The sequence below is a fragment of the Nostoc sp. genome (assembly GCF_036917575.1).
Classification (GTDB): domain Bacteria; phylum Cyanobacteriota; class Cyanobacteriia; order Cyanobacteriales; family Nostocaceae; genus Nostoc.
Window position 1 is genome coordinate 21,708 of sequence record NZ_JBALDC010000093.1, and the last position, 23,542, is coordinate 45,249.

At 39.9% G+C, this 23,542-nt stretch carries 22 protein-coding genes and 1 pseudogene; 9 read left to right on the forward strand and 14 right to left on the reverse strand.

All coding sequences use genetic code 11. From position 1 onward, the window contains the following. Positions 1-21 precede the first annotated feature (21 nt). The 5 genes from V7K79_RS26995 to V7K79_RS27015 all read right to left on the reverse strand — a co-directional run bounded on the left by V7K79_RS26995 (position 22) and on the right by V7K79_RS27015 (position 6,881). Positions 22-1,758 carry a diflavin flavoprotein gene (locus tag V7K79_RS26995; RefSeq protein ID WP_335052166.1) on the reverse strand — a complete coding sequence of 579 codons (1,737 nt, stop codon included), beginning with the start codon at positions 1,756-1,758 and terminating at the stop codon, positions 22-24. Positions 1,759-1,833: 75 nt separating this feature from the next. Further along, positions 1,834-2,346 (reverse strand): phosphate-starvation-inducible PsiE family protein, encoded by a 513-nt coding sequence (locus V7K79_RS27000; RefSeq protein WP_335052168.1) that lies wholly within the window; start codon positions 2,344-2,346, stop codon positions 1,834-1,836. A 59-nt stretch (positions 2,347-2,405) separates the two neighbouring features. After that, positions 2,406-4,139, reverse strand: coding sequence for a diflavin flavoprotein (locus V7K79_RS27005; RefSeq protein ID WP_335052169.1), 1,734 nt, complete (start codon positions 4,137-4,139; stop codon positions 2,406-2,408). A 444-nt stretch (positions 4,140-4,583) separates the two neighbouring features. After that, positions 4,584-5,423, reverse strand: coding sequence for a nitrate ABC transporter permease (gene ntrB / locus V7K79_RS27010; RefSeq protein WP_335052171.1), 840 nt, complete (start codon positions 5,421-5,423; stop codon positions 4,584-4,586). A gap of 75 nt (positions 5,424-5,498) precedes the next feature. After that, complete coding sequence (locus V7K79_RS27015; protein WP_335052173.1) at positions 5,499-6,881, reverse strand: CmpA/NrtA family ABC transporter substrate-binding protein; 1,383 nt, start codon at positions 6,879-6,881, stop codon at positions 5,499-5,501. 726 nt (positions 6,882-7,607) lie between these two features. On the opposite strand from V7K79_RS27015, the gene V7K79_RS27020 reads away from it, so the two are divergent. After that, positions 7,608-7,757, forward strand: a complete 150-nt coding sequence (locus V7K79_RS27020) for a hypothetical protein (protein ID WP_335052175.1) — start codon at positions 7,608-7,610, stop codon at positions 7,755-7,757. 344 nt (positions 7,758-8,101) lie between these two features. Here V7K79_RS27020 and V7K79_RS27025 read toward each other — a convergent pair whose 3' ends face one another. Together V7K79_RS27025 and V7K79_RS27030 are read right to left on the reverse strand one after the other, a co-directional pair. Continuing rightward, the gene (locus tag V7K79_RS27025; RefSeq protein ID WP_335052177.1) at positions 8,102-8,653 is read right to left on the reverse strand and encodes an alpha/beta hydrolase; all 552 of its coding nucleotides are present in this window, start codon (positions 8,651-8,653) and stop codon (positions 8,102-8,104) included. Between the two features lie 62 nt (positions 8,654-8,715). After that, on the reverse strand, positions 8,716-8,907 hold the full coding sequence (locus tag V7K79_RS27030) for a hypothetical protein (protein ID WP_335052179.1): 192 nt from the start codon (positions 8,905-8,907) through the stop codon (positions 8,716-8,718). Positions 8,908-9,270: 363 nt separating this feature from the next. Here V7K79_RS27030 and V7K79_RS27035 point away from each other — a divergent pair, with 363 nt between their 5' ends. The 3 genes from V7K79_RS27035 to V7K79_RS27045 all read left to right on the forward strand — a co-directional run bounded on the left by V7K79_RS27035 (position 9,271) and on the right by V7K79_RS27045 (position 10,924). After that, positions 9,271-9,513, forward strand: a complete 243-nt coding sequence (locus V7K79_RS27035; RefSeq protein ID WP_335052182.1) for a DUF2281 domain-containing protein — start codon at positions 9,271-9,273, stop codon at positions 9,511-9,513. After that, a complete protein-coding gene (locus tag V7K79_RS27040; RefSeq protein WP_335052184.1) occupies positions 9,498-9,839 on the forward strand; it encodes a type II toxin-antitoxin system PemK/MazF family toxin in 342 nt (113 codons plus the stop codon). Before V7K79_RS27035 ends, V7K79_RS27040 begins: the two co-directional genes overlap by 16 nt. A gap of 473 nt (positions 9,840-10,312) precedes the next feature. Then, positions 10,313-10,924, forward strand: coding sequence for a DUF411 domain-containing protein (locus V7K79_RS27045; RefSeq protein ID WP_335052186.1), 612 nt, complete (start codon positions 10,313-10,315; stop codon positions 10,922-10,924). A 40-nt stretch (positions 10,925-10,964) separates the two neighbouring features. Here the strand turns inward: V7K79_RS27045 and V7K79_RS27050 are convergent, their stop codons facing one another. Together V7K79_RS27050 and V7K79_RS27055 are read right to left on the reverse strand one after the other, a co-directional pair. Next, on the reverse strand, positions 10,965-11,909 hold the full coding sequence (locus V7K79_RS27050) for a tetratricopeptide repeat protein (protein WP_335052188.1): 945 nt from the start codon (positions 11,907-11,909) through the stop codon (positions 10,965-10,967). A 231-nt stretch (positions 11,910-12,140) separates the two neighbouring features. Then, positions 12,141-12,533 carry a hypothetical protein gene (locus tag V7K79_RS27055; protein ID WP_335052190.1) on the reverse strand — a complete coding sequence of 131 codons (393 nt, stop codon included), beginning with the start codon at positions 12,531-12,533 and terminating at the stop codon, positions 12,141-12,143. A gap of 497 nt (positions 12,534-13,030) precedes the next feature. Between V7K79_RS27055 and V7K79_RS27060 the strand changes: the two genes are divergently transcribed. Together V7K79_RS27060 and V7K79_RS27065 are read left to right on the forward strand one after the other, a co-directional pair. Next, entirely contained in the window at positions 13,031-13,447 is a 417-nt protein-coding gene (locus tag V7K79_RS27060) for a KTSC domain-containing protein (protein WP_335052192.1), read from the forward strand. Between the two features lie 83 nt (positions 13,448-13,530). Next, the gene (locus V7K79_RS27065) at positions 13,531-14,016 is read left to right on the forward strand and encodes a molybdenum cofactor biosynthesis protein MoaE (RefSeq protein ID WP_335052194.1); all 486 of its coding nucleotides are present in this window, start codon (positions 13,531-13,533) and stop codon (positions 14,014-14,016) included. 554 nt (positions 14,017-14,570) lie between these two features. On the opposite strand, the gene V7K79_RS27070 is transcribed toward V7K79_RS27065, so the two are convergent. Beyond that, the gene (locus tag V7K79_RS27070; protein ID WP_335052196.1) at positions 14,571-14,984 is read right to left on the reverse strand and encodes a VOC family protein; all 414 of its coding nucleotides are present in this window, start codon (positions 14,982-14,984) and stop codon (positions 14,571-14,573) included. 102 nt (positions 14,985-15,086) lie between these two features. Next, complete coding sequence (locus V7K79_RS27075) at positions 15,087-15,500, reverse strand: GNAT family acetyltransferase (protein WP_335052198.1); 414 nt, start codon at positions 15,498-15,500, stop codon at positions 15,087-15,089. A gap of 886 nt (positions 15,501-16,386) precedes the next feature. On the opposite strand from V7K79_RS27075, the gene V7K79_RS27080 reads away from it, so the two are divergent. The 3 genes and pseudogenes from V7K79_RS27080 to V7K79_RS27085 all read left to right on the forward strand — a co-directional run bounded on the left by V7K79_RS27080 (position 16,387) and on the right by V7K79_RS27085 (position 19,100). After that, the gene (locus V7K79_RS27080) at positions 16,387-18,267 is read left to right on the forward strand and encodes an ABC transporter ATP-binding protein (protein WP_335052200.1); all 1,881 of its coding nucleotides are present in this window, start codon (positions 16,387-16,389) and stop codon (positions 18,265-18,267) included. Between the two features lie 109 nt (positions 18,268-18,376). After that, positions 18,377-18,514 (forward strand): annotated as a pseudogene (locus V7K79_RS30085) (ATP-binding protein); the annotation flags it as partial. A gap of 370 nt (positions 18,515-18,884) precedes the next feature. Beyond that, positions 18,885-19,100 carry a hypothetical protein gene (locus V7K79_RS27085; RefSeq protein ID WP_335052202.1) on the forward strand — a complete coding sequence of 72 codons (216 nt, stop codon included), beginning with the start codon at positions 18,885-18,887 and terminating at the stop codon, positions 19,098-19,100. 168 nt (positions 19,101-19,268) lie between these two features. Here V7K79_RS27085 and V7K79_RS27090 read toward each other — a convergent pair whose 3' ends face one another. The 3 genes from V7K79_RS27090 to V7K79_RS27100 form a co-directional block, all read right to left on the reverse strand. Then, a complete protein-coding gene (locus V7K79_RS27090; RefSeq protein ID WP_335052204.1) occupies positions 19,269-19,907 on the reverse strand; it encodes an acetoacetate decarboxylase family protein in 639 nt (212 codons plus the stop codon). Between the two features lie 135 nt (positions 19,908-20,042). After that, the gene (dnaK, locus tag V7K79_RS27095) at positions 20,043-21,971 is read right to left on the reverse strand and encodes a molecular chaperone DnaK (protein WP_335052206.1); all 1,929 of its coding nucleotides are present in this window, start codon (positions 21,969-21,971) and stop codon (positions 20,043-20,045) included. Between the two features lie 490 nt (positions 21,972-22,461). Beyond that, complete coding sequence (locus V7K79_RS27100) at positions 22,462-23,280, reverse strand: SDR family oxidoreductase (RefSeq protein WP_335052209.1); 819 nt, start codon at positions 23,278-23,280, stop codon at positions 22,462-22,464. Positions 23,281-23,542: the final 262 nt, after the last annotated feature.

Consider the following 23,542-nt stretch of genomic DNA (forward strand, 5'->3'; position numbering starts at 1 on the left):
CAAAGAAAAACAGATGACCAATTAATAATAACTGCCAGATTTCCGATGTTCGAGAGCTGTTAAACCATCGGTTGCTAAGACTTCACCTTTATCTATTCCGGCATAAATTAACCATCTGTCACCACATTTCATTTGATTTTGTACGGTACATTCTAAATAGGACAATGCTTCGGTGAGAATCAGACAACCATTCTCAGCAGTTTGACAGGAAAGATTAACAAAGGGATTATTTCCTAAAACACTATTACAGGAAAAATAGCGGCGAACATTTCTACCTTCTTTGAGAATATTTAATACAAATTTATCGCCAGGATGACACATTAAATCTGCATTTTGTTCGTCACCAACAGCAATCATAATTCCTGGCGGATTAAAAGTTGCTTGAGATACCCAAGAAGTTAAAACTCCTTTGTGGCTTTCTTCATCACGAGTTGTTAAAACACACAAGGAACCAATAATCCGCCCTACAGCTTGTTCGGTACGATCTACGTGAGTTTCGGTGACAACTTGCCGAGTAGTCCGCAATTTTTTAGCTTTTTTCAAGTTTTGGGCAAAGGCAGCACCCGCTTCTTGACACTGTTGGAGAATTTCATCTGTAGGAGTGAAGCGGACTCTAATTGTTTCAAATCCTAAACGATAATTGGCATCTTTAAACTTACTTTCCAGTAAATCAATTGCCTCTCCACTCCAGCCATAAGAACCAAATACTCCTGCTAATTTTGTTTTAGATGCTATGGCTAAAACTATTCCTAAAGCTGCTTGAATTTGGGTTGGTGCATGGCCACCTAAAGTGGGTGAGCCAATAATAAATCCATCGCAAGCTTCAACAATGCGGGTAATTTCTGCTGGTTCTGCAAGTTCGCAATTGATGGACTGTACATTAACGCCATTTTCAATTAAACCTTGAGCGATCGCATTAGCTACAATTGCTGTATTTCCATAAGCAGAGGCATAAAGTAAAGCAACACTCAATTCTTGTAATTTTTGTCCTTGACACCATTGACGATAATCAAAAGTAAATCGGCTGAGACTGTAACGAACAACAGGCCCATGAGCCGGAGCGTAAGATTTTGCTGGGAAAACCGAAAGCTTTTCTAAAGCAACTTCGACTTGTTTGGCTTGAGGGGCGTGAAGACAGTCAAAATAGTAATGACGTTCTGCATCTAAACTTTTCCAGTCTTCATCGAAGAGGGTATCTTCGCAAATATGAGCGCCAAAAAATTTGTCTGTGTAGAGAATTTTGGTAGCAGAATCATAAGTACACAATCCATCTGCCCAGCGAGGAGTCGGTACGCTCACAAATGTGAGATGATGTCCTTGTCCTAAATCCAGAGTATCCTCCGATCGCACAGCTTGAATGCGTGACTGCCATTCGGGAAAAGTAGTTTTGATGGCATTAGCAGCAGGACGAGAACAAATTAAAGTAGCTTGAGTAGCTTGAGAAAATAATACTTGTAAGGTGGCTCTGCGGTTGGGGTTGACATGACCGAGAACAATGTAATCTAGGGTAGCGAAATCTAGATATTGTGCCAGTTGTTGGAGATAAATTTCCGTAAAAGATTCGCCGGGAGGATCGATTAAAGCCTTTTTGTCAGCTCGAATCAGATAAGAATTTGCCGTAGTTCCTCGTTGGCGGGAATACTCAACCTCAAATTTTAGTCTCTCCCAAGTGCGCGATCGCAAAACCAGCGTATCTTTACCAATTTCAGCAACCTGCACATCTCTCGAACGGTTGGTAATTACAGTATTAGCAGACATAGTAATCTCTCTCTGGGTATGGGGCATGGGGAGATAAAACTTTTGTACAGACAAGGGTTAATTGCGTCTCTACTTCTAATTGCCATTGCTTTCAGCTAATTCTGATTTGACTCTATTTTTAAGGCGTTTAGCTATTGCTTGTTCGGGGTCGATGCCTTCAAAGGTTGGGGGTAGCCAAACTCGAACAACGAGTATTATTCCCAAAACTAATAAGAAGGCACAAGTTGCTAAAATTTGACTCCAATTAGTTTCTAAAACTCCTTTAACAATTACTTCTCGCAAGGCGGAAACAATGGAGACTTCTACAGCTACGCCAATAGATATTCGTTGTTCTTGCAGATAAATAATCAGCAATCGAAATAATTCAACTAAAATGAGCAAAAAGAGAATATCAGCAGTAACAGTATGAAAATCCAATGGGGGAAGCAGAGAGAAAAACATATCTCTCACCTGGATTACCATGAAGGTAAACAAACCCATGCACAGAGAAATCACAATCAAATCTTGAATCAATTCCAAGGTTTGTACGATGCGTTTTCGAGAAATTTCATACTTGGAAATTGGGCTATCTTCAACAGTTTTATACATGGCTTTTTAGAAGTGAGGAGTGGAGAGGGAAACAAAGGAAAAAATAACAAATGACCAATTTAGTAATGATTGCCAATTTTGCGGTGATGAACGGCAGTGAATCCGTTGATTTTGGCAACTCGCCCAGTTTGGATAGTGCTATAAATAACCCAATGGTCTCCACAATCCATACGGCTGGTAATTTCACATTCGAGATAAGCCAAAGCTTCAGCTAAAATTGGAGATTCGTTGGTAGCAGCAGGATATGTTTTGATGCCAGCAAAGCGGTCTGCACCGGGAGCAAAACGCTTGAGGAAATGTTTCATTAATCCTTGATATCTGCCTTCTTCTAAAATATTTAAAACAAAGCGATCGCCAACGTGCATCAATGATTCTATCGCTCGGTCTTTGGCGACGGCGATGGCTACACCCAAAGGATTCAAACTTGCTTGTGTTACCCAAGAAGCGAGCATTGCACTTTGAACTTCTGCTTTTTTGGCGGTGATAATATACAATCCGGTGCTAATTCGCCCCAAAGATTTCTCTAATTCGCTATTAATGGATTTGATTTGTTTGATGGTGCGATCGCGGGTCAACCATTGACCCATATCTGTCCCTGCTTCATCACACAGTTGTTCTAATACATTAGAGGTAGCTTCTTTTACTAAAATTGGGGTAAAAGCTTGAATTAATCCCAGTTCTTGAAACTTATTGCGTAAGGGAAAAACAGGTTCATCTTCTCCTCCTCCAGATTCTAATAAACCAATTGCTTGTTTATTGTGAGCAGCAGCTAAGATAATCTTTAAACCTGCTTGAGCAATATCTAATGATTGGGGAGGCATTCCAATAACTAAACCAGCAGCTTGGTCAACTATTTCTCGGACTTCTTGAGGCTCAGTATTATTCAGAGCTACTAATTCTACCGCCACACCTGTTCTTGCAATTCCATGTGCGATCGCCCTGACTAAATTCTCACTATATCCGTAATCTTCTACATAAAATAAAGCCACTAATGTCTCTTTTTTGGCTTGCTCTGAACTCCAATTTTGATAGCGTCCCAGCCATTCTGGAATATACTCTTTTAATAAAGGGCCGTGTCCTGTGGCAACTGTTTTTATTTCTAACTTTTCGATTTTCTTTAAAGCTGCCAATACAGACCGAGCATTAGGAGCCATCAAACACTCGTAGTAATATTTAAAATCTTCTTCGATGATGGTGATATTCTCATCATAAGTATGATCATCACAGTAGTGCATTCCAAACACATCACAGGTGTAAAGAGTGCCTGTTTTGTGGTCATAAGTCAAGATGGTATCAGGCCAATGTAAGTTAGGAGCCGAGACAAATTCTAATTGATGACCGTTGCCTAAATCTAATAACTCTCCACTTTTGATCACCTTTGATTTAAAAGGTTGATGAATCATATTCTGCAAAAATTGAATAGCTATCTTCGCACCAACAATAGTAATGTCAGGAGCTAGCTGCAAAATATTTTTTACTAAGCCACTATGGTCTGGTTCGGTATGACTAATAATCAAGTAATCTATCTTGGTTGGGTCGATTAACCCTGTTACTATCTCTGGATATAACTCCTCAAACTTGCCATGAGAAGTATCAATTAAAGCTACTTTTTCTCCTTGAATTAAAAAAGAATTATAGGTCGTACCATTTCGTAAACCAAACTCCACATCAAAACGTTCTCTATCCCAATCGAGGCAACGGATAGCAGTCGTTTGAGAAGCGATTTCAACAGTTTCAATTGTTAAACGTCCGGGATTAGAAATAATTTGAGTAGGCTGTGTGAGTGCGACCATTAGTTTTCTCCAATCAAGAGATTATCTAGAGCAAGTGTGGTTACTTCTTATATTTACTTGAAATGTTTAATTAGTAAAATGCCAATTTCTAAAGTTAACTATTAAAAAAAATTATTGTTCGTCTACCTAGATTTATCATTGAAATAAACCAATGATTATCATCAGTAATAAAAATAAAATTTATTAAAGAAAAATACGCTTGGGTTAGTGATATTTAGCCTGAGAAAATTTCTCTAACTTCCTTTAAAAATGGGACTTAATTGCCTGCTTTTTCCAGAAATTTAGCGAAAATCAAGCTTTTACCCAAGCGTATTAATTAAGGAGGAGCGACAAACTTGCAGCAGATTGCAGTTTCTTGGAACACCGACTTCAGTCTGCTATCCTGGTGTCAAGACTGCTTTACTTGCCAATTCAAAATTCTCAATTCTGAATTCTACTGCATTATTACTTTTGTTCTGCTGGTAAAATCTTGTTTTGCAGCCAAACCATCGCTTTATCTAGCAGCAAACCAACGACACCGATATAAACTAGAGCTAAAATAACTTCGCTGACGTTGTTATTTTGATAGGCATCCCAGATAAAGAAGCCAATTCCCACTATACCGGACATGACGATTTCAGCAGCGATAATCGCTAACCATGCTAAACCGATCGCAATTCTCAAGCCAGTAAAGATGTAAGGTAATGCCGCCGGAATCAAAATATTAGTGAAATATTCTTTGCGGCTAAGTTGCAGAACTTTGGCGACGTTATTGTAGTCTTGGGGAATTTGAGTAACGCCGACAGCAGTATTAATTAAGATGGGCCAAATGGCGGTGATGAAAATTACGAATAATGCTGCCGGTTCGTTTTGTCGTAAAGCTGCTAAAGAAATGGGAACCCAAGCTAGAGGTGGTACTGTCCGCAGTAATTGAAAAATCGGGTCTAAGGCTTTGGACATGGTTTTATTAACCCCAATCAAAATGCCTAAAGCAATACCAGCGATCGCAGCTAAGGTATAACTGATCGCAACTCGTTGCAAACTAGCGAGAATCTGCCAAAATAGACCTTTGTCAATACCACCTCGGTCATAAAATGGCCATAAAATCAAAACCCAAGTGTCTTGGATAACCTGTATTGGGCCTGGTAATGTGGCTCCTGGAGTCCAAGCGAAGAGTTGCCAGATAACCAGGAAGATGGCGATCGCGATCGCTGGTGGTATCAGGTCAGGAAATTGCTTTTGGAGACTGGATATAAGGCTATTACTAAATCTAGGGCTTACAGGGCGTTTTTGGGCTATTGTCATGATGCTGTATTTTCCTCAAACTTTATTTTTTATTTGTCCGTTGCCATTTGCAAATAACTAATGACCAATGAATGATTAAACACTGACTTTTTTGATTTTCAAACTCTTCAAATATTCTTCTGGCTTTTCAGGGTCAAATTTGATGCCATCAAAAAACTCTTCTACACCACGTGATGTATTTGTGGGAATATCAGCAGCAGCAATTCCAGCTTCTTTTGCAGCTTCTTTCCAAATATCTTCGCGATTGACTTTGTTGATAAGTTCTTTGGCTTTAGTGGCATTATTGGCAATGTAATCTTTTGGCAAGAATCCCCAACGAACATTTTCAACTATGAACCATAAATCATGACTCTTGTATGGATAAGAAACATTACCTTTTTCATCTTTCCAGTAGTAAGCAGCCATCGATTTATCATCAATTTTGCGACCATCACCCATGTCATATTTGCCTTGGTATGGATCGGCCAGAATTTCTGGTGACGAAAGATTGAAATAATTTCGTCCAGCCAAAATTTCAGCCGCTTCTTTGCGATTGTCAAAATTATCTAACCACTGTTGGGCTTCCATAATTCCTTTTAAAATTGCTTTGGTAGCCTTGGGATTTTTATCAACCCAATCGCCTCTGATGGCAAGATATTCTTCAGGATGATTTTTCCAAATTTCTGCGGTTAATGCTGCTATGTAGCCAATTTTGTCTTGAACCAGACGATAAGGCCAGGGGTCGCCTGTACTAAAGGCATCCATTGTTCCTGTTTTCATGTTGGCTACAGTTTGCGCCGCAGGTACTGTGAGCAATTTGACATCTACATCTGGATCTAAGCCGCCTGCTGCTAACCAGTAGCGAATCCACAAATCTTGATTGACGTGGGGAAAGGTAAATGCAGCTGTGAAAGGTGTTGAAGATTTTAATTCCGTGAATAGGGATTTAGCGCTGGCGAGTTGTAAAGTAATACCTTTGCCTTGGTGCTTGCTGGCGATCGCAATTCCATTTCCATGCGTAATTAATTGACATAATACATACATGGGGATTTTTTGATTGCCCTTGGTAATTAAACCTTCTGTAATTAAATGTGGCATTGGCATCTGCCATTGACCGCCATCTATTCCACCACCGGCAGAACCAATTTCTACGTTGTCTCTAGCTGCACCCCAAGAAGCTTGTTTGGAAAGGTCAACATTAGTCATACCATACTTTCCAAAAAAGCCTTTTTCTTTAGCAATAATTAAAGGAGCCGCTTCTACAATAGGAATATATCCTAACTTGACTGTAGTAGTTTCTGGTGTTTGTTCGGGACTAATATTAACTACTGATTGGGCAGTTGGTTGTGCTTGAGTGCTTCCACCAGTCAGGTTTTCAGGAGGATTACCCAAACAGCCTTTGAGCAATACAGCACTTGCAGATACTCCGGCTGCGAAGATAAATTTGCGGCGAGGAATTTGATTAAAAAATTTTGTCATAAATATCTCCTGAAAATGTAAACTTTATTTTTTATAGCTACGACAATTTAGGCAAAAAACGTTATGTTTGTTGCATTATTAATGATTAATCAAGCTATATCTGACCAAGCGATCGCAGCCATTTCATTAATGAAATAGATAGCTATATAAAAACTCGGTTAAATTATTGGCTCTGCTTTTCTAGTGTGATGCAGAGGTATCATTCACCTTGTTGAAATCAGTTTACAGCCTTTGATGCCGAAATTGTTAACTTGGAGTCGGTATTATTAAACAAATATTAAATTGGATGTATAAAGAAAAATTTATCTATTTTACTTAACTACATGAATAATTTTTAATATATAAACTCTTCTTTATGAATACTATTATGTTTATCTTATGATGGACTCTCTTTACTTCTTTTGTAAATTAAGTATATTAGTAATTTGTCATATATAAGTTTTTATCTATAACAACTATTATATTATTTCTATAATTTAGGATTGCTATATGATGAGAGTGAGATGGTAAGGTTAGGGAAGTTGAAGGCCTAAGCAAACACCCAAATAGATGTATTTTTTATCTAGCGATCGCAACTATCTATTGTTTCCAACACCAGGAAGAAACCCTGTCTCTTTAAGCAGCAGCCGTGGTTCTGCGTGACGAAGTTTCATGTCCTTGTTGTTCTTTGCCCACATATCAGAAAAGAAGTCTTGCATCAGCGCAATGATGCTGCGGTATTTGACAATGCTGGCAACATACAACTCGTCTGACTTTATGACTCCATCAGCAAGTATTGACTTTGGTATTGTGGCGCAAGAAGCTGGAGTATCAAGGACGTGGCTATACAATCAAATAGAAATTCGAGATAGGATTGAGGAATTAAGAAACAATTAGTTAAAAAAACAAAGATTCATAAAGTCACTTTAGACAATAAAATAGTACCCAGTCTCTTTTAAATAAATGTAGTCACTGAACTACAAGAATGAATCAAGAAATTAGAAACTGAAAATTTGGTACTCTGAAAAAAAGATACCTTCTTTTTCTAAACTTCTCTTGCTTTTCCAACTGGGATAGTAAGCGGATTGATTTGGTTGTGGGTCAATTCGTTATTACCCCTCCATTCATCTCACACTCTTGCTTTCCTTGGGAACGTTAACACGAACGCGGTGAGATGTGAGACTTGTGTCGGTTATAGCTCAATCAATCATCTGATAAAACTGCATTGTCTGTAGCAATCCTTATAAAAGTTCTGCAAGATTGCTTAGGCGTTCATAAACAGAGATGAGACGATCTCCTTCAAGTTCAACAGAAGTATTTGGATAATTCTGAATGGCTCCAAGTAGTGTAACTTCACCATTTTGTTTAATAGATGCACTTAAAGCGCTTCGCAGTGCCTGCTGGTCTAGTTGTCCTGCCGGCGGGTGAACTACCTCACCAATTTGGTTAACTAAAATTGGCCCTGCCCAACTGGACAGTAAGCTATTTAAAAAGGCAGCATCAGCTTTTATTGGAGCTTTTAGTGCCTTACGAGCTACTGCGGGGTCTTGTTGAGCCGCCTGTAAATAAGCTGTTAATGTTGGGGTAGTCTTGCCCGTTTCTGTAAATTGACTTAATTCTTCAACAGATATTTGCCCCTGAAAAGTACCATATTTTAAAACAACTTGCTCGGCAGCATTAGCATTAGTAGTTGAGAATAGAACAATAGCGCCTACGCCTAAAGCTACTGTCTGAGTAAGTAACTTAGGAAATTTTTTATTGTTTAATCGACTGAAAAGTTGATAAATCTGCATTTTGTTAAACCTGATAATTGTATGGAGTAGACATAGGCAAAAATGCTTATGTTTTAATAATATTAAACCTTGCCATTAGGCAAAACTGCATGAGGTAGTATGGATTTGTCTTCATCTAAAGTTGGTGCAGGTACGCCCAAACGCTTTCTTGTAGTTTCTTCAGCAAGCTTTCGGTCTTGTTCGTTCTCGAATTGACTCTCATCTAAGCAAATGAAGATTTTTTGCTGCTTCATCTCGGCTTGGTCGATAACCATTTTTCCATTTATACTTCGAGTCCATAATTTTAAAGGCAGATATACTGCAATTTGATTTCCTAATTGTTTATAGTAGACGCTTAATGCAACATTATACTCCTGCTATAGGTTGAAGAGGCTCATTCAGAAGGTATAAATTTTACATAATCTTCAAGTAGCAATACTCAATCACCCTAATTTTAAGGCAATCAGGAATTGCGATCGCAACTCCTGATTACTATTGCTATCATCTGCGATCGCTGTTCCAATGTCTTAATAAACTTTCACTATTAAAGCTTTGCTGCTTCTACCTTGTGCAGGATAAGTGTATTAGCTTTCAGAAGCAGAATTTACTTTATTTTATATTTTTATTTAAAAACCGATATGATAAATATTATTTTAGATATTGCAAAAGCACAAAACAAAACAATTATGCTGAAAGAACAGATTACACAAGAGCTAGAAAAACTACCTGAACCTCTGTTACAAGAAATTTTAGATTTTGTTCAGTTCTTACAAGCCAAGTACCAAAAAGAAAAAACCTTAGAAATTACCATTATGAGCGAATCATCACTGCAAAAAGATTGGTTAAGACCAGAGGAAGATATAGCATGGCAGGATTTGTAAAAGGAGATGTTGTTATTGTTCCATTTCCATTTTCAGACTTAACTGATACAAAACGCAGACCTGCTTTAGTTATTGCTACTCTTCAGGGAGATGATCTGATTCTTTGCCAAATTACTAGCCAAGCTGTTAGCGATATCTATGCCATTCAACTAAATAATAGTGATTTTAACTACGGTCGATTAAATCAGCCAAGTAATATTAGACCAAATCGAATTTTTACTGCCGATAAACAAATTGTTTTATATCAAGCAGGTCAAATAAAACTTGAAAAATTAACAGAGATTATTAATAAAATTATTGAAATTATACAGTACTCAAACCCGTAGTTGTATCCAGTATATGATTAAGTTGGACTGGTGTCAGATGGTTCGGTAACTGGCGGTTGCGTCACAGTTTTACATGGATTTGTTGCGTCTGATTGTAAAACAATGCCAAAACGGTTGACTTGCAAGGAGTTTGCTACAAATTTCTGTGCTACCTCTATTGCTGCTTCTAATTATTGCCGACTGCTGGCTTTGACTTTCAGTTTCTTGCCATTAGCCTCGATTTCTAGTTCAATGGTTTTGTTACCAGGGCGATCGCTCCATTTGTTTTCACGAAAAAAGTACATTTTTAGAGATATGAGTGAAAATAAATGTAGAGACATAGTACTGCTATGTTTCTACAAAGATTCTGGATAACGCATATTTAATTTTACTCCTATCTGTTTGTATGTAAAATCGTAGTGTTTTTAAACGCTGAGGCATACAAAGTAAGCTTATAGTGTTTTGGAAGCAATGTTGTATTTAGGAAGTATCAGATGTTGCACAAACAATTGATTTATTGCTGGCAAAAATGGTTACTTACCATTTTGATGCCTGCTACTGTGCAAATAGTAGTTATAACATTAGGGGTATTAAGCATCTTGGGAAGCACTGCTCCTATGAGTCATGCTCAAACTGTTTTCCCCACTTCTATTGCAGGTAAACTTCAACTGTTAAGTACCACTAGCCACATCCAGGAGCAACAAACACCATCAAAATCAACAATATTAAATGCCACTGTGTATCGCAGTCCCGATTGTACCTGTTGTGGTGGGTGGATTGCTCACTTAAAGGCACAGGGTTTTAAAATCACAGATTTTTCTACGCCTGACATTGAAACAGTCAAACAAAAATACAACGTGCCGGATAACTTGTCATCTTGCCACACAGCAATTGTTAATGGATATGTGATTGAAGGACACGTCCCAGCAGACGACATCAAACGTCTGGTTCAAGAAAAGCCAAATGTTGTTGGTTTATCTGTTCCTCAAATGCCTGTAGGCACGCCTGGGATGGAGATGGGGAATCGAAAAGACCCGTTTTCTGTATTTTCCTTTGATCGCAATCACTCAGTTGCAGTATTCAATAAGTATGGTGGTGAGTCCTGAGTGAATTAAAAAAGTCTTTTAACTCAAAACTCAGCACTCTTTATTTAGAACTAGTTTTGATCGACTGCGACAAATGACTTAACCATCTCCTCAACCAGAAAGCAGATGCTGCGCTGGCAACATTTTGAGAAAGAAATTCAATGGCATGGTTACAATCTTGCAGGCTGGCATCAAGTCCTATTGCATGATAAATTTCACGAGCATTGCAAAAGGCATTCATCGCTTCTGATTCTCGATTGATTTTTTCTAACACCAAACCCAAATTAAACCAGGTGTTTGCTTCCCCATTTCGGTCATTAAGATCCCTTGCGATCTCTAAGGAATGCTGATAAAACTCCAACGCCCTTTGGTACTGTCCCAAAGCCTTATAAGCACTGCCCAAGCCACTTAAGGCCATACTTTGACCATTGCGATCGCTGATGAATTTTGCTAGCCCCAACCATTGTTGGTAAAACTCAATTGCTAGTTGGTAAGATCCCAATGATTCATAAGCATTACCCAAACTTCCCAGGCAAAGACCTTCACTAGTCCAATCGCCTGTTTTCTTGGTTATACTCAACCATTGTTGGTAAAACTCTATCGCTTGCTCGTACTTACCCAGGTATTCATAAGTATTGCCCAAACTTCCCAAGCTTATGCCTTCCCCGGTGCGATCGCCTATTTTCCTGGTTATACTTAACCACTGGTGATAATATTCAATCGCTCGTTGGTATTTGCCCAGTGATTGGTAAGCGTTACCCAATCCAGATAAAGATTTAGCTTCTTCTAAGCGATCGCCTATTTCTGTTGCTATATCTAACCACTGTTGATAAAACTCAATTGCTAGGTGGTACTCGCCGAGTGACTGGTAAGCATTGCCCAAACTTGCCAAAGAAATAACTTCCCCGTTGCGATCGCCTGTTTCTCTGGCTTTTTCTAAGCACTGCTCTTCAAACTCAATGGACTCAATATTATTTAGTCCCCCGGATCTTATTACTTCTGTCATTCTCTATAGAAAATTTTGAGCGATAAGCTGTCGATTATACAGTTTTCTGGGGCCTAAGTACACGATAAGTACAACTTATGTCAAAAACGAGAAATTCTTCTTCGATATCAAACTTGATTATATATGCAGGATTACAGTGTATAAAAAAAATTTATTTATCCTTGTTAACAAGCATACGAATTATACCCTGTTGAAAAACTTAGCTTTTTAAAAGATATAAGACAAACCAAATTAATCAGCAGCAGCATAATCTGGCAATACGTTGAGTTCTAAATTCACAGCACTTAGATAATTTTGATCGTTTAAAACTTGTAATGGTAACTTATCTGCATTCACAGCAGCTTTAACCAAATCTTTGGCAAGAATATTTTTATTCTGAGTTTTATGTATTAGCGCTTCTCCGCTAGGAATACCATGTTGTTGCAAACCTCCTTGATAAGCAAAGGCGACTAGATTTGAAGGCTGGAGGTAATTTACAGAAGTCGAGTTAGTGGATAAATTGTTAGAGTTCACAGCTATTATTTCACTGTTGTTGGTAGTAGCTGTTTGAGCGCCAGCAATTCCAGGTACAAGAGTAATAGAAGCAAAAATAAGTGCAGAATTTATTAAGGTAGAAAGTTTCATAAGTCCTGTTTAGGTAAAATGCGATCGGTGTTCCTTAGTAATAGAGTCCTCTTTATTATTAATCTCAACTTCCTTCAATCAGGTCATCTGATCGGTTGATATATGACTCACCCAAAAGGGTGAGCTAATTGAATGACACAAAGAGCAAAAATGACTCGTTAAGCCTAAACACAGAAAAAAATGGTTGAAATTTTCAACTACTTAACTGAGGCGAATTGCACATTTATGCAATTTTCAATTCGCCTCTTAAGTTCCCCTAACAAAGCAGAGATTGCTCCGACAGTTTACTTAAGCTGAATCATAAGTATTTCACCGGATGTCAGAGAAAAACACTTTGTGCTGCTTTGCTAAGGCGTCTCTACGCACCTAAAATTCTCGCTTGGGAGAAAAAACTTGACGGCAAAGTACTTTTGTCGTACGTTTGTACTATAAAGGCGTTTAAATGTTGCATAAAACTTTACCACTCCCGACTACGCCAATAGGAGAGTACAAAATAAATGAAGCTATCTAAGGTAGACTTGAGCAGTTTAGTAGCGATCGCTCACTCTGATGGATATTTGCAGTTATTGCTCGACCGAGGCAATGAACTAGAGTTTTTGGAAATTCCGGCACCGATACAGGCTTATGAAGGATTGCAAGAACTGAACGAGGCAATTGCCGAAACGCCTGCATTACCCTTTGAAGAAGAACCAATTGTCATGCTACCAGTTGTCTCATCAATGGCTATGGCTGTAGGCTATGATCACAACGAACAGATTTTGCAAGTTGAGTTTCAAAGTGGAGCGGTTTATCAGTACTTAGGCGTAGATGAGGATACTTGGGAAGATTTACATTCCTCTGACTCAATTGGCAGCTTTTTCAATCAAGAGATTAAAGGTAGATATAACTGCGATCGTCTAGATAGTGCAGATTAACGACTTAACTAAAACCACTAAATATAAATTAGTAACGCTTTTTTCAGAGACAATAGAAAAAGCCTAATAATATCAATGCAGTTATGACAACCACACTTACCTCTGCTGTTAAACCGAGAGCCGAAGATAGTTTTGCCATTACCTTTGCGCCATTATCCCTAGAAGAAATCTACGCCAAATCTGACGATCCAGCCAATGGTGCTGTGGTTGTGATGAGTGGTATGGTTCGCAATCAAACCGATGGTAAACCTGTGATTGCTCTAGAGTATCAAGCTTATGAACCGATGGCGTTGCGGATATTTTATCAAATTGCTGCTGATATTCGCTTATCTATGTCTGATGTGAATCGAGTCGCGATTTATCACCGCGTTGGACGTTTGCAAGTTGGAGAAATCAGCGTTTTAGTAGCTGTGGGTTCTCCTCATCGGCGTGAGGCGTTTGAAGCTTGCCAATATGCTATTGATACGCTCAAACATAATGCCCCTATATGGAAGAAAGAGCATTGGGAAGATGGTTCTAGCACCTGGGTAAGTATTGGTGCGTGTGAAACATCAGGAGAAAATTGTTAAGATTCCAAATTTACCAACGTTCTCGCCCACAATTATAGCAAAGTGCAGAGTGCTAAGTGCTGAGTAGAAACTCAGTATTATCAAAGGTTTCAGTAACCAACATAGTTCTAACCTATGCTTCGACTGCTATATTAAGGATTTTGACAAAACATTGACAGCAAGAGTCATTGCTTGGTCGAGTGATTCAAGTATGGGACTTCCAATTAAAAAAATAATCAATCATTGTGTAGGCAGGGGGGCAGGGGACTCTTAGCTGGGGGAGAAAGAAAACTATCATCTAAATAAATTGGTTAATTTATTCTCTGCAAGTCCCTATGTGTGCCTCACAGCTACAGAAAAATTGCTTCATTACTCCCGACTCCCCGTCTCATCTGTGGCCTTAATACTTAAAAAATGCTTTAAGACACCGTTGCTGAATGTCTTTCTAATAACTTAAGTTGCTAGTTATCAAAACTGCCTTTACTCAAGTACAACATTTTATTTGTTGGTATTTAGCAGTATTTAAAATCTGGTTGTATCATGATTGATACAGTTTATACACATTAATTAGCAACTTACGTTAATAGCAAATTTTCTGTTTGTTGCTCTGTAAAAGTACTCTTAACGAACTCTGCAATCTCTATACGATTCCCACCGGGATCTCGGAAGAAAAACCGCGCGCATCCTGGAAGTGGTCGTTGATCGGGAATAATTTCTATCCCATGCTCTTTTAGATGTACTTCAAAGGCGTTCAAGTTATCAACTTGTAAACAAAAATGCCGTCTAGATGCTTGGTTATCAGCGTTTTTCTCTCTACTAACGTGCAGTTCAATGTCTCCCAACTTGTACCATGCTCCTGAATCGTTTTTCATGAGATCAGGTCTGGCAATTTCAGTCAGTCCCAAAACTTTGCTGTAGAAAAACAGTATTGCTTCCTCCACTTCAAAAGGATAGGTTACTTGAATATGATGAACTGCATTAAGCTTCATAATTTTTATCTTAATTTGGGTTAAATTTGGTAAAGCTACAATCACCTTTTGCCATAATACTGGCGTGTTTCTAAAGTTTTTCTGTTCCAACTCACCAAACATTTATGCGACAAGCTTTCCCATACTGATGCGTTCTTCTACGAGATAGCCAAGTTTTCTATAAAACTCAACTACTTCTGCGTTGGAGACACGAACTTCGAGATTGATTTTGAGGCATCCCATCGCTATCAATTTCTTCTCTGCGTGCTGCACTAGCTTGCTACCAATACCCTGCCGTTGATACTGAGGACTGACCACAACTGTGTATAACCAACCGCGATGCCCGTCATATCCTGCCATTATAGTGCCTACAATTACAGAGTTAATCTCAGTAATGAAAAACAACTCAGGCTGTACAGCAAGCTTCTGATTGATTACCAATTTTGGGCTGCTGTGCGACGGGTTATTAGGAAACACCTCATCCCACAGAGCACTGACTGATTCAGCATCAGATTCTTGGTACGGTCTTATATTCATCTACATCTCTAAATCAAAGGACTTGCCTTTGGCCATTGTTTGTGAAATACTACTCTTCAAACTACGTTAAATTGGTATGTTTTACGTAGTATATTAAAAAACTTATCATAAAACATCGTGTCCTCAAAGCAATTACAGACTAATTGCAATGTGTGATGGGCAAGCAGGAAGACACTCAAGAATTAGAAGCGATCGCTGTTGTGAATGCCCCGTTTGACAAATCTATACATAGCAAACTTTTTGCCTTTTTCAACTTGTCGAACTCAGGTTAATTACACTAGTACAACATGGCATAAATAAACATACCATTCAAAATGACGCGAAAGCCCGGAATACAATACTTTTGAATTTTGCGCAGTTGCCCTCATTCCCTAACCCCTTCTCCCAATATGGAAGAAGATGAACTGGATGCTACAGAGAATCTATGAACTGCTGTACTTTTTCTAAAAGTGGCTGATATTCAATTTGCTTTGCTAACTCTTGGGCATTTTGGTAGCACGATCGCGCCATTTTTTGCGTTTGGTGGTGGCGAAAACGCTTCCCATATTTAGCATCCCAAATTTTAACCTCAATATTCTATCTTTAGATATAAGACGTAAACAGATAAGTATGATATGTTCTCATACTTACAAGAATATTTATGAAGCAATTAATACAAATACTATAAAAGCGGATCACAATACGCCCTGAGATGCCCGATTTATTTCAAAGCTGGGAATCTTATTGCTACTTTGAATCACCCGCACTGAAGCAGGGTTTTCTGGATGTGCGTAGGCGTAGCCCGTAGTCTTGCAGTTTCTATCTCAGGCATGGTATCAGAGTAGAAAGATAAACGCTACTTTAAACAAGCGTGTTTTTTTCCAAACATTAATATAATGCTCTTACTATGAGCATCTACCAATCTCTCAAAAAATCTTATACACCAGATCGTCGGCCTGAAAATGACTGGCGGTTATTTTTGCGTTTGGTGCCTTATGCCCGTCGTCACGGACGGCTACTGGCGCTGTCGATGTGCCTACTCATACCGATCGCACTAGCTAATGCCTTACAACCTTTCTTGATTGGCCAAGTAATCTCTCTGATTCGTAACGAACCAAGCACTTACGAATTTTTTAGGAATCGTCCTTTCTCGCAAGGGCTAAATATCCTAGAGGAATTACTGGTAATTGCGATCGCCATCCAATTGATATTGACAGGTTTGCAAGGTTATATAGTCCAAAAGCTAGGGCAACAAATCACCGCAGCAATTCGCCAAGACTTATTTCAGCACGTAACATCTCTGGCAGTGCGCTTTTTTGACAGCACACCCGTAGGTAAATTAATTACCAGAATCACCAGCGATGTGGAAGTATTAGGCGATGTCTTTTCTACTGGGGCAATTGGCATTATATCCGATTTGTTTTTAATGCTAGTGACTTTGGGTTTAATGTTTTCCATCCAGTGGGAACTTTCTTGCTTGCTGATATTGATGCTGTTACCAACTAGCTGGGTAATTGTTTACATTCAAAAACAGTACCGCAATGCCAATTACAAAGGGCGAGAAGAACTTTCGATCTTGAATTCACAGCTACAAGAAAATGTGCTTGGTATTAACGTCGTGCAGTTGTTCCGTAGAGAAAGATTTAATGCCGAATTGTTTCGTTCTACGAACAACACCTACATTCAACAAATGGATAAAACCATTTTTTATGATTCATTTGTTTCAGCAACCTTAGAATGGATTGGATTGATTGCGATCGCAGGTGTTTTGTGCGTGGGTGGTTGGTTGCTGTTGGAAAAAAACTTGACTTTTGGGACTTTATCTACATTTATATTGTATGCCCAGCGATTATTTGACCCTTTAAGGGCTTTTGCGGAAAAATTTACGGTAATTCAAGCTGGTTTCACAGCTATTGAACGCGTAAGTGATGTATTAGACGAACCGATAGAAATTCGCGATCGCGCCAATGTCCGCTTCTCAATATTTGATGCGAAATTTGGCTACATAGACGAAATCGTGGCAAATTTAGAATCCCCAGATATCACTTCCTCCCCAGAACTGGGAGAAATTCGTTTTGAGCACGTCTGGTTTGCTTACAAAAATGATGATTACGTAATTAAAGACTTAGATTTTACCATTCATCCTGGTGAAAAAGTGGCATTAGTTGGCCCCACTGGTGCGGGTAAAACTTCGATTATCCGTCTTTTGTGCCGCCTCTACGAACCCACCCAAGGACGCATTCTTATAGATGGCGTAGACATTCGGGAAGTACCACAGGCAGAACTGCGGCGCTACATGGCAGTAATTTTACAAGAAGGCTTTTTGTTTGCTGGCGATGTTAAAAGCAACATTTCTTTAGGAGATGGCTATACTACTGAACAGATTCAACAGGCAGCAGAGCAAACAAACATTGCCCAGTTTATAGAAGAACTACCCCAAGGTTATGATACTCAACTTCGAGAACGGGGCACAAATATTTCTAGTGGTCAAAAGCAACTTTTAGCCTTTGCGCGGGCTGCCATTCGCAATCCGCAAATTTTGGTACTAGATGAGGCTACCGCTAGTTTGGATGTTGGCACAGAAGCTTTAGTTCAAGAGGCATTAAACCAGCTTTTGCTCAGACGCACCGCGATTATTATCGCTCACCGCTTGTCTACGATTCGCAATGTAGACCGGATTTTTGTTCTTAAGCGTGGCGAATTAATCGAACAGGGAAGCCACGAACAACTACTGCAACAAGGAGGGCTTTATGCGACTTTACATAACTTACAAATGTTGGGAAGTTAGACGATAGATAGTCAAAAACTCACATTTACTACAAAAATGACTTAATTTTGCGGAATATGTAACAGAGTTTGTGTTGACAATAAAGAAAAGCCTTGTTGTGACGTAGCTAATGAAACTGGATTTACAAAAGTTTTATCAGGCTTGCAACCCAAGCAAGACCTTGGCTGTCGAAAATGCTGAGGATCGAAAGTACTATATTGATTTTTCCTCAGTGCGCGGTGGCAGGATTATGAGGAGTTATAGCAGGAGGTAGGAGGCAGGAGGCAGAAGGCAGAAGGCAGAAGGCAGAAGGCAGAAGGCAGGAAGTAAAAACCTTACTATTCCTGAGATTCACGCTTTTCATTATGTCCTAATCTATCTGGCAACTGCTATAAAGGAAAATATTACGAAAAACAGAGAGTAGGGAGTAGGGAGTAGAGATGTGCAATAAATACTAAAGTTTAGGGTCTAAAGCCCCCTAACAATCAAATAATTATGTCGAGATACGTAGCACGAGACATAAAACGTCATTATTCCAATCCCATGTCTTTAGGCATGGGTTCCCTACTCCCTACTCCCTTATCTCTACTCCCTCTTGAAAGGACACATCGGTTGCAGCAAATCTACAGAATTGCTCAGTGACAACTTACGAGCGCTTTGGTAGCAGTGATATCAGTTTTAGCCCAGATGGTAAGAGTATTGCATCTGATGATTCTGATGGTGTTTTGGTTTGGGATTTTGACTTAAATCAACTTCTCAAGCGCGGTTGTGATAAGGCGCATGATTATCTAAAGAATAACCCAAAACCAGAGAGCGATCGCTATCTCTATGACGACATCTACAAACAAAAGTGAAAGCTTAAAGTATCTTATTTTGAGTCAAATAAAACACCTTTAAACTAATTTAAAATTGATTGATATCATGTCCGGTTAATTAGTTATAATTCCGGTAATCTATGCAGAAACCAGAAAACACTCTTTCCCCCTGCCCCCAGCAAGAACTGCGGTCTTAATGATAAGTCTTTAATCGCACACGATATGACCTACCACTTTTGGCGCATCAACCCGCAAACTCATCTGCTCACAGCGCACAGTTAACCAAGGTTGACCCCAGCCTATTCCAGAAAAAGGACTTTCGGCGGGGATTTCTAACTTAGAACCAATCAAACCCAATAAAGACTCAAATTCAGCAGGGAATCTCAGCAAATCAGCACCCTTAGCGCTGAAACTAGAAGCACTTAATCGCTGTCTCCATGCCAAGCTTTGTTGATTGTACTTAAGACTACACAATTTTCGGTTTTCCTGATGCACAGTAACATACTTTCCTTGTTCCCAGGTAAACTTAGCTAATTCCTTTGGTAGTCCCCAAATTTCTCGACCACCAGCCACCGAATCAGCATTATCTACATAAATGTGAGAAATCCAAGCGCCGATTTTCCTCTGGTAATTAATCAAAGCTGGGACAACAATTAACTCACTATACTCCAGTACTGAGCCTGACCCGTAATTAGAAAGATACACGCTAGCGAGGGTTTTACCAGGCCATACAGAAATAATTTCTAACTCTAAGGGAATCAAAGGGCGCACTTGGTCAATATTTACTAAATGCAGAGTTTGGATAGCATAACCTTGAAGTGTCCAAGGTGCTTGTGGATATGGCATAAGAGATTAACTGGACTTTATATAACTCTTAATTCCTAACCTCTAACTTTTAAAAAAAAATCCCCACTCAGGCATTTGTCTGAGTGGGTAATTATAAGGTGGGACAAGATAATCTTCCCAAAAGAAGTAAGGGAATTATTTGCTCTCTGTAAAATCAGCGTCAATCACATCGTCGCCGTTACTAGAACTAGAGGAACTGCTACTATCTTGAGGTTCACCACCAGATGTAGCACCCGCACCGGCACCAGCACTAGCACTAGCACCAGCTTGTTGATAGATGTTGCTACCAACAGCGAATAGTGCTTGTTGTAATTCTGGGGTGAGCTTCTTGATTTGCTCATCGTCTTCTTTAGCAACTGCTTCCCGCAGTTCTTTTACTAAACCTTCGACTTTAGTCTTGTCAGCATCGGGAACTTTATCGCCCAATTCTTGTAACTGCTTTTCAGCTTGGTATGCCAAAGAATCGGCTTGGTTCTTGCGTTCAATCTTTTCACGTCGCTCTTTGTCAGATGAAGCGTTCTGTTCAGCTTCTCTAACCATCCGGTCAACGTCATTTTTATCTAGGGTAGAAGCACCAGTTATGCTGATGGACTGTTCTTTACCAGTGCCTTTGTCCTTAGCGGTGACATTCAGGATGCCGTTAGCGTCAATGTCGAACACTACTTCAATTTGAGGGACGCCACGTGGTGCAGGAGGAATACCATCGAGGCGGAAGGTTCCCAAGCTCTTGTTATCGTTAGAAAACTCGCGTTCACCTTGGAGGACGTGAATTTCTACATTTGTTTGTCCATCCACAGCCGTGGAGAAAACTTCGGATTTTTTGGTGGGAATTGTGGTGTTGCGGGGGATAATTTTGGTCATCACGCCGCCCAATGTTTCCACACCCAAAGATAGAGGCGTCACGTCTAACAGCAAGATGCCAGTTACATCACCAGCCAGTACGCCTGCTTGAATAGCTGCACCAACTGCTACGACTTCATCAGGGTTAACGCTTTGGTTGGGGTCTTTACCTAATACCTGCTTCACAATCTGTTGGACTGCGGGAATGCGGGTAGAACCACCAACTAACACCACTTCATCAATATCGCCTTTGTTTAACTTGGCATCCCGAAGGGCGTTTTCTACAGGAATACGGCAACGGTCGATTAAGTCAGAGCAAAGTTCTTCAAACTGGGCGCGAGTCAGAGTTGTATCCAGGTGCTTGGGCCCATCCTGGGTTGCAGTGATAAATGGTAGGTTGATTTCTGCTTGGGTAACGCTAGAAAGCTCAATTTTGGCTTTTTCTCCAGCTTCCGTCAGACGTTGTAAGGCTTGTTTATCTTTCCGCAGCTCAATACCTTCGGCTTTCTTGAACTTCTCAGCTAAGAAGTCAACTATTTTTTTATCGAAGTCATCACCACCAAGGTGGGTATCACCAGATGTAGATAGTACTTCAAAAACTCCGTCTCCTACTTCTAGCACGGATACGTCGAAAGTACCACCACCAAGGTCAAATACTAAGATGGTTTCGTTACTCTTCTTGTCAAATCCATAAGCCAGAGAAGCGGCGGTAGGCTCGTTAATAATCCGCAGAACTTCAATCCCGGCAATTTTGCCAGCATCTTTTGTCGCTTGCCGTTGCGAGTCGTTGAAGTATGCTGGAACGGTAATTACAGCTTGGGTTACAGTTTCACCCAGATATTTGCTGGCATCTTCAACTAGTTTGCGAAGAACTTTTGCAGAAATTTCTTCAGGAGCAAACGGTTTACCAGCTATCGGACAATCTAATTTGACATTGCCATTGCTGCTGAGAACTTTGTAAGAAACTTCCGTAGCTTCGTTACTCACTTCATCGTAGCGGCGACCGATAAAGCGTTTGACTGAGTAAAACGTATTTTCGGGGTTCATCACCGCTTGGCGTTTGGCGATTTGGCCAACCAAGTTGTCGCCATTTTTCGCAAATGCGACTACTGATGGCGTTGTCCGAAAACCTTCAGCATTAGCAATTACTGTGGGTTTACCACCTTCCATCACTGCCACGCAGGAGTTCGTTGTTCCTAAGTCAATTCCAACTACTTTTGCCATTTTAGGTGCTGGCTCCGTATAACTACAAATGAATGAATGAGAATATAAAGCACTAAATTTTGAACCAACAGGGTCAATAAATCAACCAGTTCAGCATGAATACCTTTGATTTGGCTTTCCTGGGGTTAGAACTCCAGATTATGCTGATATATATACTGAAGCTTAGTGGTAGCCAGTCCATGAAGGGTGGTTTCCCGAACCTTACTTGGGACGGTTAAACTAACTAAATTTTGTTTTTAGTTGGTTCATGGATTAATTTGTCTTCACTCTGTCTAATGTAGGAGAATTAATACTTTCAGTAATTAGGGTGAACCGTAATATCTGAGTGGTGTTTGCCGTCTTTTAAGGCAATAAACTACAGAAAAGTACTGGGGATTGGGGAAGGTGGGGCCCCCTCTGGGGATAAGGGGTAATGGGGAGAGAATAAGAACTCAGCACTCAGCACGCGCTAAAGGCTCTGCTACCGCTAACAGCACTCAACACTTAGAAGTTACTCAATTCCAGAAAAAAGAGTTTCCCAGTCAATTACAGGTGGTCTTTGTCCTTGGTTTACTATTTCAAAAATTTTCCTGGAGCTACTTGGCTGAAAAAGGCATTCTACACAAGCGTTTGCGACATCAATCCGACTGGCATCTCCCGAAAGTGTATCCCCAGTGCCTATGACCACACCGTATTTACCCCCAGTTTTTGCCTTCAGGAGGGTGTTGAGGTCGTATGAGGTATAGGGCCCGTCAATGAGGCGTCCTGGGCGGATAATGGTGTAGGGTAATCCTGAGTTAATAATGGACTCTTCGCCTTTTTGTTTGGCATCCAACACGCCAAAACCATTAAGAATACTAAAAGGAAACTGATTTTTACGGAGAATTCCACAAGAAGAGACGAAAACGAATCGCTTCAAATTCTGGGGTGCTGCTGTTACTAAATTGCTCACACCTTGAGCATCAATTTTTGCCGGACTATTCTTTGCTTTTGCTTCACTAGATTTGGGATTAAGGAAAATAATTCCCCATTCAATCAAGTTTGGAGATTGGTCAAACTCCCATCGCGCAGAGGGAAAGGCAGTGGTTCCGGTGCAATTTATGATGTGGGTGACACCTGGCATTGCAGCTGGCAGTGTAGCTGACTGACGGATGTCACCAACAGCAATTTCCACTCTTTGGTTAAACATCTCTTCAGCTTTTGCGGCATTGCGTGTCAACACACGAACTTTCAAGTTCTTCTCCAGCAGCTTGCCTACTACTAGTTGTCCCACTCCACCAGTAGCGCCAGCAACTAGTACCAAATCTTCAACTGAATCAAAAGAAGTCATAAAGTGCTTTTCAGATAGTCTATTGCTAATCTACCTAAAAAAATGCGATCGCCTGTGCCAGTTGCGTAAGTCCTGATTAATTTGCGATCGCCACGCCTATCTAAAAGTCTGTGCCAATGTTTTTTAGTCCCTAAGTGCGATTGCTATTAGAGGGGAAATTGCCCCTGAATTGTTCGGTTCTACCACTGTCACCAGTATACAAATAGCTATAACCTCTTAGATAGTAGTGAAATGTCTAACCTGACGCTGTTAGTCGCTCTTG